The sequence below is a fragment of the Pseudomonas sp. PB103 genome (assembly GCF_009764635.1).
GTDB lineage: Bacteria > Pseudomonadota > Gammaproteobacteria > Pseudomonadales > Pseudomonadaceae > Aquipseudomonas.
On sequence record NZ_RWIL01000068.1, the window covers coordinates 78915 to 95751 of the forward strand.

Below are 16837 nucleotides of genomic sequence, written 5' to 3' on the forward strand. Positions count from 1 at the left end.
CCATGCAAACACAGTGAACAAACTCTACGCCAACTACGGGAGAAAAAACAAGCCCCGTGAAGACCCCGGTTTTGCTGCGCTTGCTGGTTGTTAGTCGGTCCACTAGTGCAGGCTTAGACGATTTGCTTGTTCAGTTGTTTTCGAACGTTATAAGCAAAGTTCATATTCGAATCGGTTGATAGACAATGCACTGTTTTATGGCGGTTGCGTTACACATTAGTGCACGTTTAACGCAACCGCGTTACTTATAGAAACAGTCAATCAACCACGATAGTAGCGTTGTGGAACAAATGGCATTTTGCTTACAAGCATTTGCACCTTTTTCCCACGCACGATGGCCCAAACAGCTGTATCAAGTGCGACATAAGCGCTGTCGAGGTAACCCATCGCCAATGGCCCGCCCAAAGTCGGACCGAAACCACCGCTGCACACGCTGCCAATGATTTCGCCAGCCGCGTTGACGATTTCTGCGCCTTCGCGCACCGGGGTGCGTTCCTGTGGCAGCAGGCCTACACGTTTGCGCGCTACGCCATTTTGTTGCTGGGCGAAGACGGTCTCAGCGCCCGGGAAACCGCCAGCGCGTGCGCCGTCAGCACGGCGTGGCTTGGAGATCGCCCACAGCAGGCTGGCTTCGATCGGTGTGGTTTCGGTATTCATGTCGTGGCCGTACAGGCACAGGCCAGCTTCAAGGCGCAGCGAGTCGCGAGCACCAAGACCAATGGCCTCGACTTCCGGTTCGGCGAGCAGGGCGCGGGCGAGTTTTGCTGCATCAGCGGCCGGCACCGAGATTTCGAAACCGTCTTCGCCGGTGTAGCCCGAGCGGCTGACGAAGCAATCGACGCCCAGCAATGACACGCGATTGAACTGCATGAAGGTCATCTTCGCCACTTCCGGGGCAACACGCGCCAGCACGGTAACGGCCGCCGGGCCTTGCAGCGCCAGCAGCGCGCGCTCCTCGAACAGCTCTGTAATGGTGCACTGAGCGCCGATGTGTTTTTGCAGATGAGCGAGATCCTGATCCTTGCACGCTGCGTTGACCACCAGGAACAGTTCATCGTTGCCGAGGTTGGCGACCATCAGGTCATCGAGGATGCCGCCGCTCTCGTTGGTGAACATCGCGTAGCGCTGCATGCCCACTGGCAGGTCGATGATATCCACCGGTACCAGGGTTTCCAGGGCTTTGGCGGCGTTGGCGCCGGTCAGGCGAATCTGGCCCATGTGCGAGACGTCGAACAGCCCGGCGTGTTCACGGGTGTGCTGGTGTTCTTTCATGACGCCGAGCGGGTATTGCACCGGCATGTCGTAGCCGGCGAACGGCACCATGCGGGCGCCGAGTTCGATGTGCAGAGCGTGCAGCGGGGTTTTCGACAGTTGTTCGGTAGACATGCGTGGCTCCTTGAAAATGTAGTTCGGGGATCGGGGGCAAGATCGAGATCAAGAGCCCCTCACCCCAGCCCTCTCCCGGAGGGAGAGGGAGTTAGTTACGTTTCTCTCCCGGAGGGAGAGGGGGCTAAATGCGATCGTCTCCCTGAGAGAGGCGGCGTTAAATAAGGCTCAGCATTCGATAATGTTGACCGCCAGACCGCCGCGGGCGGTCTCTTTGTATTTGCTTTTCATGTCGGCGCCGGTCTGGCGCATGGTGCGGATGACCTTGTCGAGGGAGACGAAATGCTGGCCGTCGCCGCGCATGGCCATGCGCACCGCGTTGATGGCTTTCACCGAGCCCATCGCGTTGCGCTCGATGCACGGCACCTGCACCAGTCCGCCAATCGGGTCGCAGGTCAGGCCGAGGTTGTGCTCCATGCCGATTTCTGCGGCGTTCTCGACTTGCTGAACGCTGCCGCCGAGCACTTCACACAAGGCGCCGGCGGCCATCGAACAAGCGACGCCGACTTCACCCTGACAACCGACTTCGGCGCCGGAGATCGAAGCGTTTTCCTTGTACAGAATGCCGATGGCGGCTGCTGTCAGCAGAAAGCGCACGACGCCGTCGTCATTCGCGCCGGGGATAAAGCGCATGTAGTAATGCAGCACCGCCGGAACGATCCCCGCCGCGCCGTTGGTTGGCGCCGTGACCACACGGCCGCCGTTGGCGTTTTCTTCATTGACCGCCAAGGCGTAAAGGTTGACCCAGTCCAGTACCGACAACGGATCGCGCAGCGCTGATTCCGGGTTCTTGCACAGCTGCCGATGCAACGCCGCCGCACGGCGTTTGACCTTCAAACCGCCCGGCAAAATGCCTTCGTTACGGCAACCGGCAGCAACGCAGTCCTGCATCACTTGCCAGATGTTCAGCAGACCGGCACGGGTTTCCGCCTCCGGGCGCCAGGCGCTTTCGTTGGTCAGCATCACTTGGCTGATCGACAGGCCGTAGGTGGCGCAATGACCGAGCAAGTCCTTGGCGCTCTTGAACGGGAAGGTCAGCGGCGTGGCGTCTTCAACGATGCGGTCGGCACCAGCCGCATCCTCATCGACGACAAAACCACCACCGACCGAGTAGTACTCGCGGCTGCGAATCTGCAGGCCTGCCGCATCGAAGGCGCGGAAGATCATGCCGTTGGGGTGATAGGCCAGCGGCTTGCGGATCATCGCCAGGTGTTCTTTCTCGTTGAATGCAATGCTGTGTTCACCGAGCAGATTCAAACGGCCATTGCCGCGAATCTCTTGCAGGCGCGCGGCGACGGTTTCGGTATCAACGGTGTCCGGGTGTTCGCCTTCGAGGCCGAGCAGCACGGCTTTGTCGCTGCCGTGACCTTTACCGGTGGCGCCGAGGGAACCGTACAACTCGACGCGAACGCTGGCGGTGGCCGACAGCAGGTTTTCACGGCGTAGACCTTCGGCAAAACGCGCAGCAGCACGCATCGGGCCGACGGTGTGGGAACTGGAGGGGCCGATGCCAATCTTGAACAGGTCGAACACGCTTAACGACATGAGTGGTTCTCCGGTTTCTTGTTATAGGAATTGGCGAAACATCAGGCTGGTTACATCCCCTGTAGGAGCTGCCGAAGGCTGCGATCTTTTGATCCTGATCTTTCAACAGCAAGATCAAAAGATCGCAGCCTTCGGCAGCTCCTACAGGTGAAACGGTGGGGGCGAGTGGCTCGCCCCTTACACTTTTAAGCGTAGCTTTCGATCGACGGGCAGGCGCAGACCAGGTTGCGATCGCCGAAGACGTTGTCGACACGACCGACCGGCGGCCAGTATTTGCCTTCGATCAACGAAGCAACCGGGTAAACCGCTTGCTCGCGGCTGTACGGGTGCGTCCACTCGCCAACCAGTTCCGCTGCGGTGTGCGGAGCGTTTTTCAATGGGTTGTCGTCCTTGTCCAGCGTGCCGTTTTCCACCGCGCGGATTTCTTCGCGGATGCGGATCATGGCGTCGCAGAAGCGGTCCAGTTCTTCTTTGGATTCACTTTCGGTCGGTTCGATCATCAGCGTGCCCGCGACCGGGAACGACATGGTCGGCGCGTGGAAGCCGAAGTCGATCAGGCGCTTGGCGACGTCATCAACGCTGATGCCGCTGCTGTCTTTCAACGGACGCAGATCCAGAATGCATTCGTGCGCCACCAAGCCATTGCTGCCGGTGTACAGCACTGGGTAGTGCTCTTCCAGACGACGGGAAATGTAGTTGGCGTTGAGGATCGCCAGTTGCGAAGCGCGTTTCAGGCCTGCGCCGCCCATCATGCGAATGTACATCCAGGTGATCGGCAAAATACTTGCGCTGCCGAACGGTGCCGCGCAGACCGCGCCTTCCTTGCGTTCCATCTGGCCGTGGCCGGGCAGGAACGGCGTCAGGTGCGATTTGACGCCAATCGGGCCAACGCCCGGGCCGCCACCGCCGTGGGGGATGCAGAAGGTTTTGTGCAGGTTCAGGTGCGAGACGTCGCCGCCGAACTTGCCCGGTGCGCAGAGGCCGACCATTGCGTTCATGTTCGCGCCGTCGATGTACACCTGGCCGCCGTTGTCATGAATGATCCCGCAGATTTCGCGGATACCTTCTTCGAACACGCCGTGGGTCGACGGGTAGGTGATCATCAGCGCGGCGAGGTGTTCGCGGTGCTCGATGGCTTTGGCGCGCAGGTCTTCGATGTCGACGTTGCCGCGCGCATCGCACGCGGTCACGACCACGCGCATGCCAGCCATGTTGGCGGTGGCCGGGTTGGTGCCGTGGGCGGACGATGGGATCAGGCAGATGTCGCGACGCTCATCGCCACGGCTCTGGTGATAAGCGCGGATCGCCAACAGGCCAGCGTATTCACCTTGCGAACCAGCGTTCGGTTGCAGCGAGATCGCGTCGTAACCGGTGGCGGCGCAGAGCATCGCTTCCAGTTCATCGGTCAGTTGCTGGTAACCGGCACTTTGTGCGGCCGGGGCGAACGGGTGCAGGGCACCGAATTCAGCCCAGGTCACCGGGATCATTTCGCTGGCGGCGTTGAGTTTCATGGTGCACGAGCCCAGCGGGATCATGGTGCGATCCAGCGCCAGGTCCTTGTCTGCCAGTTTGCGCAGGTAGCGCATCAACTCGGTTTCCGAGTGATAACGGTTGAACACCGGGTGGCTGAGGATTGGCGACTGACGTACCAGCGATGCTGGGATGGTGCTTTGCACCGAGGCGGCGAGAGCAGCGAAGTCCGGCAGGGTTTTGCCGTCGGCGAACAGGCCCCACAGGGTTTCGATATCACCCTGCGTGGTGGTTTCATCGACCGACAGGCCCAGACGCTGAGCGTCGATCACGCGCAGGTTGATCTGTGCCGCGTGCGCCTTGTCGTGCAGCGCGGCGGTGTGTGCGCCGGTGGCCACGGTCAGGGTGTCGAAGAAGCTGGCTTGTTCGACGTTCGCGCCCAGCGCGGTCAGGCCCTTGGCCAGAATAGCGGTCAGGTGATGGATGCGGTTGGCGATCTGCGTCAGGCCTTTCGGGCCGTGGTAGACGGCGTACATGCTGGCGATGTTGGCCAGCAGCACCTGTGCGGTGCAGATATTCGACGTGGCCTTCTCGCGGCGGATGTGTTGCTCGCGGGTTTGCATCGCCAGACGCAGGGCCGGCTTGCCGAAACGGTCGACCGAGACACCGACCAGACGGCCCGGCATATCGCGCTTGAACGCATCTTTGGTAGAGAAGTAAGCCGCGTGCGGGCCACCGAAGCCCAGCGGCACGCCGAAGCGTTGTGCCGAACCGATGGCGACGTCCGCGCCGAACTCGCCCGGGGCGGTCAGCAGAGTCAGAGCCAGCAGGTCAGCGGCCACGGCCACTAACGCGTTGGCGGTGTGGAAGCGTTCGGTCAGTTCGCGGTAGTCGAACACATCACCGTTGCTCGCCGGGTATTGCAGCAGCGCGCCGAAGAACGGGGTGACGTCAGTCAGTTCACGCTCATCGCCAACAACCACGTCGATGCCCAGCGGCTCGGCACGGGTGCGCAGCACGTCGAGGGTTTGCGGGTGGCTGTGGATCGAGGCGAAGAATTGGTGGCTGCCCTTGTTCTTGCTCAGGCGTTTGCAGAAGGTCATGGCTTCGGCAGCAGCGGTGGCTTCGTCGAGCAAGGATGCGTTGGCGATCGGCAGGCCGGTGAGGTCGCTGATCATCGTCTGGAAGTTCAGCAGCGCTTCGAGACGGCCCTGGGAAATTTCTGGCTGGTACGGCGTGTAAGCGGTGTACCAGGCCGGATTTTCCAGGAGGTTACGCAGGATCGGCGACGGCGTGTGGCAGTTGTAGTAGCCCTGGCCGATGTAGGTCTTGAACAGTTGGTTTTTGCCAGCGATGGATTTGATCATCGCCAGGGCATCGGCTTCGCTGAGGCCGTCGTCCATGCCGAGCACACTGGTGCCCTTGATGCTTTCCGGGATGACGCTGGCGCTCAGGGCTTCGAGGGAATCGAAGCCGAGGCTGTTGAGCATGGCTTGCTCGTCACCGGCGCGCGGGCCGATGTGACGGGCGATGAACTCGTTGGCGGTGCCAAGGTTTACTTGAGTCATGTCGGTGTTCCTCAGGCTTCGGCTTGGGCTTTGATCAGACGGTCGTACGCGTCTTGATCGAGCAGTTTGGCCACGGCCGAAGCGTCGCTTGGCTGAAAGCGGAAGAACCAGCCTTCGCCCAGCGGATCTTCGTTGACCAGTTCCGGGCTGTCTTCCAGTGCCGGGTTGGTTGCCAGCACTTCGCCGTCGAGAGGCATGTACACGCCGCTGGCGGCTTTCACCGATTCCACGGTGGCGGCTTCGGCGCCTTTTTCGTAGGCCTGCAGCTCAGGCAGTTGCACGAACACCACGTCGCCCAAGGCGTTCTGCGCGAAAGCGGTGATGCCGACAGTAACGCTGCCGTCAGCTTCGGTGCGCAGCCATTCGTGATCTTCAGTAAAACGCAACTCGCTCATGGAAACTCCTCAGGGGGCCAGACTCGTCTGGTGGACGCGGTGGAAAGCTTGGGCGGGGAGCGCCCTTATTTATGAGGGGATGAATAGCAAGAATGCGGCCAAGGTTTATTTATGCTTATAAATCAATGGTTTGATTGATTTTTTAGAATGGGATTCAGTGGTGTGTGTAGCGAAATCGCTACGGCATGGAGCGGGGAGAAAAGCTGAACGGGATCAAAGCCTTGCACAGCGGTGTTCAGGGGAGGGTGTAACGATATCATTCCGCTGTAGCGCTTTCAGTACAGGTGGAGGTCGTTTTTAACGCAGATCGAAGGACTGCTGCAAAACCTGTGGGAGCTGGCTTGCCAGCGATAGCGGTGGGTCAGCCAACATTGATGTTGAATGTGCTGCCGTCATCGCTGGCAAGCCAGCTCCCACAGGGTATGAGGTGATCTCAGGGTTTGTTGGGGATGCCGTATTTGCGTAGACGATGGGCAATCGCGGTGTGCGAGGTTTGCAGGCGGCTGGCCAGTTGGCGGGTCGAGGGGTAGCTGACGTAGAGTTTTTCCAGCAGCGCTTTCTCGAAGGATTCGACCGCTTGTTCGAGGCTGTCGACGTCGCTGTCGGTCTGACGTGCGACGGAAGTGCCAGCGATGTCGAGGTCGCCAATATCCACCAGGCTGCTCTCGCAAATCGCCGCCGCGCGGAAGATCACGTTCTGCAATTGCCGCACGTTGCCCGGCCAGCGATTGCCGAGCAGCGCCGGGTAAGTCCCTGGTGCGAGGCGGCAGACCGGGCGCTGAATCTGCGCGCAGGCCTGCTGCATGAAATAGCGCGCCAACAGCAGAATGTCCTGGCCGCGCTCACGCAGCGGCGGCACTTCAACGTTGAGTACGTTGAGGCGGTAGAACAGGTCTTCGCGGAACAGCCCCTCGCTGACCATTTTCTCCAGATCACGGTGAGTGGCGCTAAGGATGCGCACGTTGACCTTCACCTCGCGATCACCGCCGACGCGGCGGAAGCTGCCATCGTTCAAGAAGCGCAGCAGCTTGGCCTGCAAGTACGGCGACATTTCGCCAATTTCATCGAGAAACACCGTGCCTTGGTTGGCCAGTTCCATCAGCCCCGGTTTGCCGCCACGCGCCGCGCCGGTGAAGGCGCCGGGGGCGTAGCCGAACAGTTCGCTTTCAGCGAGGTTCTCCGGCAGCGCTGCGCAGTTCAACGCCAGAAACGGCGCGCTGTGCCGCGCACTGATCGCGTGGCAGGCTCGGGCGACCAGTTCTTTGCCGGTGCCGGTTTCGCCTTGAATCAGCAGCGGTGCATCGAGGGCTGCTACACGCTGCGCGCGGGCCTTGAGGGTGCGGATCGCCGGGGATTCGCCAAGCAGTGCATCGAAACCTTCGGCGTGGTCGTGGTGCAGTGCCGAGAGTTGTTCACCGATACGGTTCGGTTGATACAAAGTGAGCAGGGCGCCAGCGTCGGTGATCGGCGTGGCGTCGAGCAACAGGGTCTGGCCGTTGACGGTGATTTCGCGCAGCGGCAGGCGGAAGCCGTGTTCGAGCAAGGTGTCGAGCAGGGCCGGATCGTTGAACAGTTCAGAGGCGCTTTCACCCGCCGGCTCACGACCGTACAACGCGATCAACGCCGGGTTGGCCAGCAGCACCTTGCCGGCGCTGTCGAGCGCGAGTACCGGGTCGGTCATCGCCGCCAGCAAGGCATCGAGTTGCAAGTGCCGACGCTGGCCGGGGAGGATGTCGACCACGGTCACCGCTTCCACGCCGAGTACGCGGAACAACGCATCTTTCAGTTCTTCGAGCACTTGCGGACTTAAGGTCGGCGCATCGATGTAGACGTTCGGCGGGATCATCTCCACCGCATCCAGATTGAGATTGCGCCCACCGAGGATAGCCAGGACTTCCTGGGTGATGCCGACGCGGTCGATGAAACTGACGTGGATACGCATGGGGCGGTTCAGTGATCTGCAGAGCGGAGGGTGGCAAGTATGCCTTGGGGCGGGCTAATGGTGAAACCTGTGTCCTGCGCTGATCGTTCCCATGCTCCGCGTGGGAATGCATCCCGTGACGCTCTGCGTCACAGCGGACGCGGAGCGTCCGTGGCGGCATTCCCACGCAGAGCGTGGGAACGATCGATGTGAAAAATCCAGGTTACTCAAAATGCTCGGGATTGACCGGATCCCCGGATTGCATATTCAACTTCTGCCGAATGTCTTCAAACATCAAGTCGTAATGCTTGTGCACCGAGCCAATCTGGCTGTGAGCCTTGGGAATCCCGTATTTCTCGGCGATGCGGGTCACGTCACGGGCGAAGTTGTAAGCCTCTTCCTTGGGCAGGAAAAACGTTTCCTTCATGTCCTTGCCCTGCATGCTGCCATGCAGGGTGAACTGTATTCCTTTGCCTTTCGAAGGATCGGTAAACACTTCATAGTCGAGGTGTACGTTGTAATTGACGTCATCGTCGGTCAACGCGTGCCGCTCGATGTGCAAGTGACCAGGTTCGAATTGGGCCATGGTTTTCTCCTTTCAAGGCATGGGAGAAGGGCAGACCCTCGGTCTGCCCCCGGAGTTTCTAATTATCGGTAAGTGATGCCCGGCTTCGCGGTGGTCACACGCGTACCGGCCGTGCCCTGGACGATGGCTTCGATGTCCGCCAGCGAACCGATCACCGCGACCTTGCCAGTCTGGCGCGCGAATTCGCAGGCTGCCTGCACCTTCGGCCCCATGGAACCGGCGGCGAAACCGAGGCGTTCGAGTTCATCCGGGTGCGCTTCGGCAATGGCTTTCTGCGTCGGTTTGCCGTAATCGATGAACGCCGCGTTGACGTCCGTGGCGATCACCAGCAGGTCGGCTTCCAGTTGCTCGGCGAGCAGTGACGAGCACAGATCCTTGTCGATTACTGCCTCGATGCCTTTGAGGTTGCGGTTCTCGTCGTACATGGTCGGGATGCCGCCGCCCCCGGCGCAAATAACAATGCTGCCCTTGTCCAGCAGCCACTTGATCGGGCGGATTTCGAAGATGCGTATTGGCCGTGGACTGGCGACGACACGACGGTACTTATCGCCATCCGGGGCAATCGCCCAGCCTTTTTCGGCGGCGAGTTTTTCCGCTTCGGCCTTGTCATAGACCGGGCCGATCGGCTTGGTCGGGTTCTTGAACGCGGGGTCGTTGGCGTCGACTTCAACCTGGGTCAGCAGGGTCGCGAACGGCACTTCGAAGTCGAGCAGGTTGCCCAGTTCCTGTTCGATGATGTAGCCGATCATGCCTTCGGTTTCGGCGCCGAGCACGTCCAGCGGGTAAGGGGTGACGGAGGTGTAGGCCGCCGCTTGCAGCGACAGCAGGCCGACTTGCGGGCCGTTGCCGTGGGCGATGACCAGTTGGTTGCCGGCATGGATCTTGGCGATTTGCTCGGTGGCGATGCGGATGTTGGCGCGCTGATTGTCAGCGGTCATCGGCTCACCACGGCGGAGCAGGGCGTTACCGCCCAGCGCTACGACGATACGCATAATGCAATCCTTTCAGAATTCGATGTTGATCGTTCCCACGCTCTGCGTGGTAATGCCGCCACGGACGCTCCGCGTCCGCTGTGACGCAGAGCGTCACGGGATGCATTCCCACGCGGGAGCGTGGGAACGATCATGGATCAGGAGAACCTGATCATCCAGTTACAGATCAGCGAGGGTCGAGACCAGAATCGCCTTGATCGTGTGCATGCGGTTTTCCGCTTGCTCGAAGGCGATGCAGGCTGGGGACTCGAACACGTCGTCGGTCACTTCGATGCCGTTTTTCAGGTGCGGATACTGTTCGGCAATCTGTTTGCCGACCTTGGTATCGCTGTTGTGGAACGCCGGCAGGCAGTGCATGAACTTGGTGCGCGGGTTGCCGGAGGCTTTCATCAGCTCGGCGTTGACCTGGTACGGCAGCAGTTGCTGGATACGCTCGGCCCAGGCTTCCACCGGCTCGCCCATCGACACCCAGACGTCGGTGTGGATGAAGTCGACGCCTTTGACGGCGGCTTTCGGGTCTTCAGTCAGGGTGATGCGTGCGCCACTTTCTTCGGCATATTTATGGCAGCGCTCAACCAGATCATCCAGTGGCCACAGGGCTTTCGGCGCGCAGATGCGCACGTCCATGCCGAGCTTGGCGCCGACCAGCAGAAGCGAGTTGCCCATGTTGTTGCGCGCGTCGCCGAGGTAGGCGTAGCTGATTTCATGGATCGGCTTGTCGGCGTGTTCACGCATGGTCAGCACGTCGGCGATCATTTGCGTCGGGTGATATTCATCGGTCAGGCCGTTGAACACCGGTACGCCAGCGAACTTGGCCAGCTCTTCGACGATTTCCTGTTTGAAGCCACGGTACTCGATGGCGTCGTACATGCGCCCCAGCACGCGGGCGGTGTCTTTCATGCTTTCCTTGTGACCGATCTGCGAAGAGTTCGGGTCGATGTAGGTGACGTTGGCGCCTTGGTCATACGCCGCCACTTCGAACGCGCAACGGGTACGGGTCGAAGTTTTTTCAAAGATCAGGGCGATGTTGTTGCCCTTCAGGTGCTGTTGCTCGGTGCCGGTGTATTTGGCGCGTTTGAGGTCGCGGGACAGGTCGAGCAGGTAACGCAGCTCACGTGGGGTGTGGTGTTCCAGGCTGAGCAGGTTACGGTTGTGAATGTTAAAAGCCATGATGGATCTCCTTCGGTGTCGGTTATCCCCCTGGCCGCACGTTGTAAGTGTCGGCCAGGGCTCAGAGGTTTAGTAATCGATCGGGTCGCGGATGATCGGGCAGGTCATGCAGTGGCCGCCGCCACGGCCACGGCCCAATTCACCGGCGCTGATGGTGATGACTTCCACGCCGGCCTTGCGCAGCAGGGTGTTGGTGTAGGTGTTGCGGTCGTAGCCGATAACCACGCCCGGCTCCACGGCTACCACGTTGTTGCCGTCGTCCCATTGCTCGCGTTCAGCGGCGAAGCTGTTGCCGCCGGTTTCCACCACGCGCAACTTAGGCAGGTTGAGGGCTTTGGCCACGGTGTCGAGGAAGGTGCCTTCTTCGCGGCGGATGTCGATGCCGCCCTGTTTGCTTTCGTCTGGTCGCAGGGTGAACGCGACGATCTGATTAACCACCTCAGGGAAAATCGTCACCAGGTCGCGGTCGCAGAAGCTGAACACGGTGTCGAGGTGCATCGCCGCACGGGATTTCGGCAGGCCGGCAACGATGACTTTTTCCACGGCTTTGTTCTTGAACAGGTTCAGCGCCAGTTGGCCGATGGCCTGACGAGACGAGCGTTCGCCCATACCGATCAACACCACGCCGTTGCCGATCGGCATGACGTCGCCGCCTTCAAGAGTGGAACTGCCGTGTTCCTTGTCCGGGTCGCCGTACCAGATTTCGAATTCGGCGTTGGTGAACTGTGGATGGAATTTATAGATGGCGGTCGCCAGCAGGGTTTCCTGACGGCGCGCTGGCCAGTACATCGGGTTCAACGTCACGCCACCGTAGATCCAGCAGGTGGTGTCGCGGGTGAACTGGGTGTTCGGCAGCGGCGGCAGAATGAAGCTGGAGTGGCCGAGGAAGTCGCGGAACATCTGGATGGTCTTGCCACCGAAGCTGTCCGGCAGATCATCAGCGGAGACGCCGCCAATCAGGAATTCGGCGATGTGCCGTGGCTCCAGGCTCTTCAGCCAGGATTTGACTTCGTTGATCAAGCCCAGGCCCACCGAGTCGGCGGTGACCTTGCGCTCGAGAATCCAGTCCAGCGCTTCCGGGATGGCGACGATGTCGGTCAGCAGGTTGTGCATTTCCAGCACATCGATGCCGCGCTCGCGCATTTTGGTGACGAAGTCGAAGTGGTCGCGCTTGGCCTGGGCCACCCAGAGCACGTCATCGAACAACAGCTCGTCGCAGTTGTTCGGGGTCAGCCGCTGATGGGCCAGACCTGGGGAGCACACCATGACTTTGCGCAGTTTGCCGGCTTCGGAATGTACGCCGTACTTAACTTTTTCCGTGGTCATTTCAGATCCTCCAGATAACAAAACAATCAGGGGTTACAGAGTCAGGAAGCCGTCGTAGAGACCGTAGGCAGCCACCAGGGCACCCACGACCACTGCGGCGAAAATCAGCTTCTCGACGTTAGTGAAAATCGGTTGTTTGAGTTCCAGCTTGGCTTTGGCGAACAGGATCGCGCCAGGTGCGTAGAGCAGGGCCGAGAGCAGCAGATACTTGACCCCGCCGGCATACAGCAGCCACACCGCGTAGATCAACGCGATGCCGCCGATTATCAGATCCTTGCGCCGTTCGGCCGCGAAGCCCTCGTAGCTTTCGCCGCGCACCGCCAGCAGCAGGGCATAGGCCGCCGACCACAGGTACGGCACCAGAATCATCGAAGTGGCGAGGTAGATCAGCGACAGGTAAGTACTGGCCGAAAACAGGGTGATGATCAGGAAAATCTGCACCATCGCGTTGGTCAGCCACAGGGCGTTGACCGGTACGTGGTTGGCGTTTTCCTTACGCAGGAACTCCGGCATGGTGTGGTCTTTGGCAGCGGCGAACATGATCTCCGCACACAGCAGCACCCACGACAGCAGCGCGCCCAGCAGCGAAATAATCAGACCAACACTGATCAGTACCGCGCCCCAGTGACCGACCACGTGCTCAAGCACGGCGGCCATCGACGGGTTCTGCAGTTTTGCCAGTTCCGGCTGAGTCATGATGCCCAGCGACAGCACGTTCACCAGCACCAGAAACAGCAGCACGGTGATGAAGCCGATCACGGTGGCCTTACCGACGTCCGAGCGTTTTTCGGCGCGGGCGGAAAAGATGCTCGCGCCCTCGATGCCGATGAACACCCACACGGTAACCAGCATCATGTTGCGCACCTGGTTCATCACGCTGCCCAGGTCCGGGTTTTTGATGCCCCAGATGTCGGCGGTGAAGATGTCCAGTTTGAAGGCGAACACCGCGATCAACACGAACAGCAGCAGCGGCACGACCTTGGCGACCGTGGTCACGAGGTTGATGAACGCCGCTTCCTTGATCCCGCGCAACACCAGAAAATGCACGGCCCACAGCAGCACCGAGGCACCGATCACCGCCGCAACGGTGTTGCCCTCACCGAAAATCGGAAAGAAGTAGCCGAGGGTGCTGAACAGCAGAACGAAGTAACCGACGTTGCCCAGCCAGGCACTGATCCAGTAACCCCAGGCGGATGAGAAACCCATGTAGTCGCCGAAACCGGCCTTGGCGTAGGCGTAGACACCGCCGTCCAGGTCAGGCTTGCGATTGGCGAGGGTTTGGAAGACAAAAGCGAGGGTGAGCATGCCGACAGCGGTGATGGCCCAACCGATCAGTACCGCGCCGACGTCGGCGCTGGCGGCCATGTTTTGTGGCAAAGAGAATATCCCGCCACCGATCATCGAGCCGACTACCAACGCAACCAGTGCACCTAGTCGTAGTTTTCCGGGAGCTTCAGACATTGCATGACTCCATTGCAGGAGAGAAGAGATCACAGCGTAGTTCTGTTGTCTGTTCAAACAGCTGACTTAGATCAGTGCATGGTCACATTCCATTGTTAATGAATGACTTAGGAAACCACTACAGGCATAAAGCTGTCTTCTGAAATGCCCGTTCTAGAGGCTTTCTGGTGATGTTCTTGGGAATGGCTATTATTACTTTCGAATTATCACGCTAGTTCTTTTTCAGGTTTTGGCAAATTTTCAGCCTCTGTTTTCAGTACAGAATTGATTTATTAGGATCAGCGCACAAAATTGTCTTAGCGTGCTAGGCGTTAGCGTCATCGGCTATATATAAATGGGCGTTTGTTGGCGTTATCTAATAAACGTACTTACTCTTTACCCATTTAGTTAGTTAAGACATAAACCTGTGGTGAGGGGATTTATCCCCGATGGGTGGCGAAGCCGCCCCAAAACCTCAGAACTCGTTCTGTCTGATACACCGCGCTGACTGGGTCTGGGGCGGCTTCGCCACCCAACGGGGATAAATCCCCTCGCCACAGGTATAAACAGGTTTCGAGAACCGTTGTCAGGAAAGGGAGATTTGCATGTCGCAACCGACGCAAAAGCTGCGATTAGGCGCGTTGATCGCCCTGGTGGTGGGGTCGATGATTGGCGGGGGGATTTTCTCGTTGCCGCAGAACATGGCTGCACGCGCCGACGCCGGGGCGATCCTGATCGGTTGGGGCATCACCGCGATCGGCATGTTGACGCTGGCGTTCGTCTTTCAGACCCTGGCCAACCGCAAGCCGGAGCTGGACTCTGGGGTCTACGCCTACGCCAAGGCCGGGTTTGGCGACTACATGGGGTTCTCGTCGGCGTGGGGTTACTGGATCAGCGCGTGGCTGGGCAACGTTGGTTATTTCGTTCTTTTATTCAGCACCCTTGGCTACTTTTTTCCGGTGTTCGGCCAGGGCAACACGCCGATCGCCATTGCCTGTGCGTCGGTGCTGCTGTGGGCTGTGCATTTTCTGGTGATGCGCGGGATCAAGGAGGCGGCGCTGATCAATCAACTGACCACGGTGGCCAAAGTCGTGCCGCTGATCATGTTCATCGTCATCGCGGCGGTGGCGTTCAAAGCGGACATTTTTACCCGCGACATCTGGGGCACCAGCAACCCGAATTTCGGCGGGGTGATGGACCAGGTGCGCAACATGATGCTGGTCACCGTGTTCGTCTTCATCGGTATCGAAGGCGCCAGCGTGTACTCGGCGCGGGCGGAGAAACGCAGTGACGTCGGCCGCGCCACGGTGATTGGTTTTGTCGGCGTGCTGGCGCTGCTGGTGCTGGTCAATGTGTTGTCGCTGGGAATCATGAGCCAGCCGGAACTGGCGAATTTGCAGAACCCGTCACTGGCGGCAGTGCTTGAGCACATCGTCGGGCCGTGGGGCGCGCTGTTGATCAGCATTGGTCTGGCCATTTCCCTGCTCGGTGCCTTGCTGTCGTGGGCGCTGCTGTGTGCGGAAATTCTATTCGCCACGGCCAAGGACAAAACCATGCCGGCGTTCCTGAAAAAGGAAAACAAGAACCACGTGCCGGTCAATGCGTTGTGGCTGACCAATGCGATGATCCAGATTTTCCTGCTGATCACGCTGTTTTCGGCGGGCACTTACACCAGCCTGATTTACCTGGCGTCGTCGATGATTCTGGTGCCGTACCTGTGGTCGGCGGCGTATGCGGTGCTGCTGAGCGGGCGTGGCGAAACCTACGAACACGCCTCGGCTGAACGCACCAAGGATTTGCTGATTGGCGGCATCGCACTGGGTTATGCGGTGTGGTTGTTGTATGCCGGTGGGGTGAAGTATTTGCTGCTGTCGGCGTTGCTCTATGCGCCGGGGGTGATCCTGTTTGCCAAGGCCAAACATGAGGCGGGCGAGCCGTTGTTCACTCATGTCGAGAAAGGCATTTTCACCTGCGTGGTCATCGGCGCGGGGCTGGCGGCTTACGGTCTGTACAGCGGATTGCTGTCGTTGTGAGGTTGGCACTGGCTTATCAGCCACCCTATGACTGGGACGCGATGCTGGGATTTCTCGCCGCGCGGGCGGTGGTCGGGATGGAGACCATGGTCGATGGCGTGTATTCGCGCAGCATCGGGTTGAACGGCGTGCATGGCACGGTATCGGTGTGGCCCGGTGCCGGTGATTCCCTTGCGGTTGAGGTGGATTTTCCTGATTCTCAGGCGCTGCCGGAAATTGTTCGTCGGTTGCGGCGGATGTTCGATCTGGATGCGGATTTGGCGGTGATGCAAGGGCATCTTGCGCAGGATCCGCTGCTGGCTCGGTTGATGGCCGAGCTTCCCGGGTTGCGCATTCCTGGGGCGTGGGATGGTTTGGAACTGGCATTTCGCGCAGTGCTCGGGCAGCAGATTACCGTGGTGGCGGCGATTCGTTTGGCGGGGAAATTGGTGGCTCAGTATGGCGCGCCTCTGCAATCGACGGTGCCGGGTTTGAGTTATGTGTTTCCTGAGGCATGTGTGTTGGCTGAGGCCGATTTGGCGGCCTTAGGGATGCCCAAGAGTCGAGGACGGACACTGTCGGGGGTGGCTCAAGCGTGGCTCGATGATCCTTCATTATTTGAGCCGGATCGCGACGATGGTGTGGCGCGGTTGCTGGCGTTGCACGGGATTGGCGAGTGGACGGCGCAGTACATTGCGCTACGGCAGTTGCGCGATCTGGATGGGTTTCCCCATGGCGATGTCGGGTTGTTGCGGGCGCTGGAAGTGTTGGAGGGACAGCGGCCGACGGCGCGGGAATTGGCTGTGCGGGCGGAGGGTTGGCGGCCTTATCGCGGGTATGCGGCGCAGGTGTTGTGGGCGTCTTTGATTCACCCTCACCCCAGCCCTCTCCCGGAGGGAGAGGGGGCCGACCGAGGTGTCTGGCGCTATACATCGACCTGAGTAACCGAGGCGATTATGGATTCAAGGCCAATTTTCCATGCTGATGTTGGATTCAACACCAATCTTTCAAGTCGGTGAATCTCGC

Annotated in this window: 11 protein-coding genes and 1 pseudogene; 2 read left to right on the forward strand and 10 right to left on the reverse strand. The window is 59.8% G+C overall.

What is annotated here, in order from left to right:
• Nucleotides 1-261 precede the first annotated feature (261 nt).
• The 10 genes from gcvT to arcD (EJA70_RS13135) all read right to left on the reverse strand — a co-directional run bounded on the left by gcvT (nt 262) and on the right by arcD (EJA70_RS13135) (nt 13820).
• A complete protein-coding gene (gene gcvT, locus EJA70_RS13090) occupies nt 262-1386 on the reverse strand; it encodes a glycine cleavage system aminomethyltransferase GcvT (protein ID WP_158831179.1) in 1125 nt (374 codons plus the stop codon).
• 168 nt (nt 1387-1554) lie between these two features.
• Entirely contained in the window at nt 1555-2931 is a 1377-nt protein-coding gene (locus EJA70_RS13095) for an L-serine ammonia-lyase (protein WP_158831181.1), read from the reverse strand.
• Nucleotides 2932-3116: 185 nt separating this feature from the next.
• The gene (gcvP, locus tag EJA70_RS13100; protein ID WP_158831183.1) at nt 3117-5969 is read right to left on the reverse strand and encodes an aminomethyl-transferring glycine dehydrogenase; all 2853 of its coding nucleotides are present in this window, start codon (nt 5967-5969) and stop codon (nt 3117-3119) included.
• A gap of 11 nt (nt 5970-5980) precedes the next feature.
• Nucleotides 5981-6364 (reverse strand): glycine cleavage system protein GcvH, encoded by a 384-nt coding sequence (gcvH, locus tag EJA70_RS13105; protein ID WP_158831185.1) that lies wholly within the window; start codon nt 6362-6364, stop codon nt 5981-5983.
• A gap of 433 nt (nt 6365-6797) precedes the next feature.
• Complete coding sequence (locus EJA70_RS13110; protein ID WP_158831187.1) at nt 6798-8306, reverse strand: sigma-54-dependent transcriptional regulator; 1509 nt, start codon at nt 8304-8306, stop codon at nt 6798-6800.
• A 202-nt stretch (nt 8307-8508) separates the two neighbouring features.
• Nucleotides 8509-8871: a DUF5064 family protein gene (locus tag EJA70_RS13115; RefSeq protein WP_158831189.1), complete on the reverse strand. Its 363-nt coding sequence runs from the start codon at nt 8869-8871 to the stop codon at nt 8509-8511.
• Between the two features lie 62 nt (nt 8872-8933).
• Entirely contained in the window at nt 8934-9863 is a 930-nt protein-coding gene (arcC, locus tag EJA70_RS13120; protein ID WP_158831191.1) for a carbamate kinase, read from the reverse strand.
• A 159-nt stretch (nt 9864-10022) separates the two neighbouring features.
• On the reverse strand, nt 10023-11033 hold the full coding sequence (locus tag EJA70_RS13125; RefSeq protein ID WP_008086805.1) for an ornithine carbamoyltransferase: 1011 nt from the start codon (nt 11031-11033) through the stop codon (nt 10023-10025).
• Between the two features lie 69 nt (nt 11034-11102).
• On the reverse strand, nt 11103-12359 hold the full coding sequence (arcA, locus tag EJA70_RS13130) for an arginine deiminase (RefSeq protein ID WP_008086806.1): 1257 nt from the start codon (nt 12357-12359) through the stop codon (nt 11103-11105).
• 33 nt (nt 12360-12392) lie between these two features.
• Entirely contained in the window at nt 12393-13820 is a 1428-nt protein-coding gene (gene arcD, locus EJA70_RS13135; protein ID WP_007908042.1) for an arginine-ornithine antiporter, read from the reverse strand.
• 584 nt (nt 13821-14404) lie between these two features.
• On the opposite strand from arcD (EJA70_RS13135), the gene arcD (EJA70_RS13140) reads away from it, so the two are divergent.
• Nucleotides 14405-15832: an arginine-ornithine antiporter gene (arcD, locus tag EJA70_RS13140; protein ID WP_158831193.1), complete on the forward strand. Its 1428-nt coding sequence runs from the start codon at nt 14405-14407 to the stop codon at nt 15830-15832.
• A pseudogene (locus EJA70_RS13145) lies at nt 15829-16677 on the forward strand (DNA-3-methyladenine glycosylase); the annotation flags it as partial. The gene arcD (EJA70_RS13140) and the pseudogene EJA70_RS13145, both read left to right, overlap by 4 nt.
• Nucleotides 16678-16837: the final 160 nt, after the last annotated feature.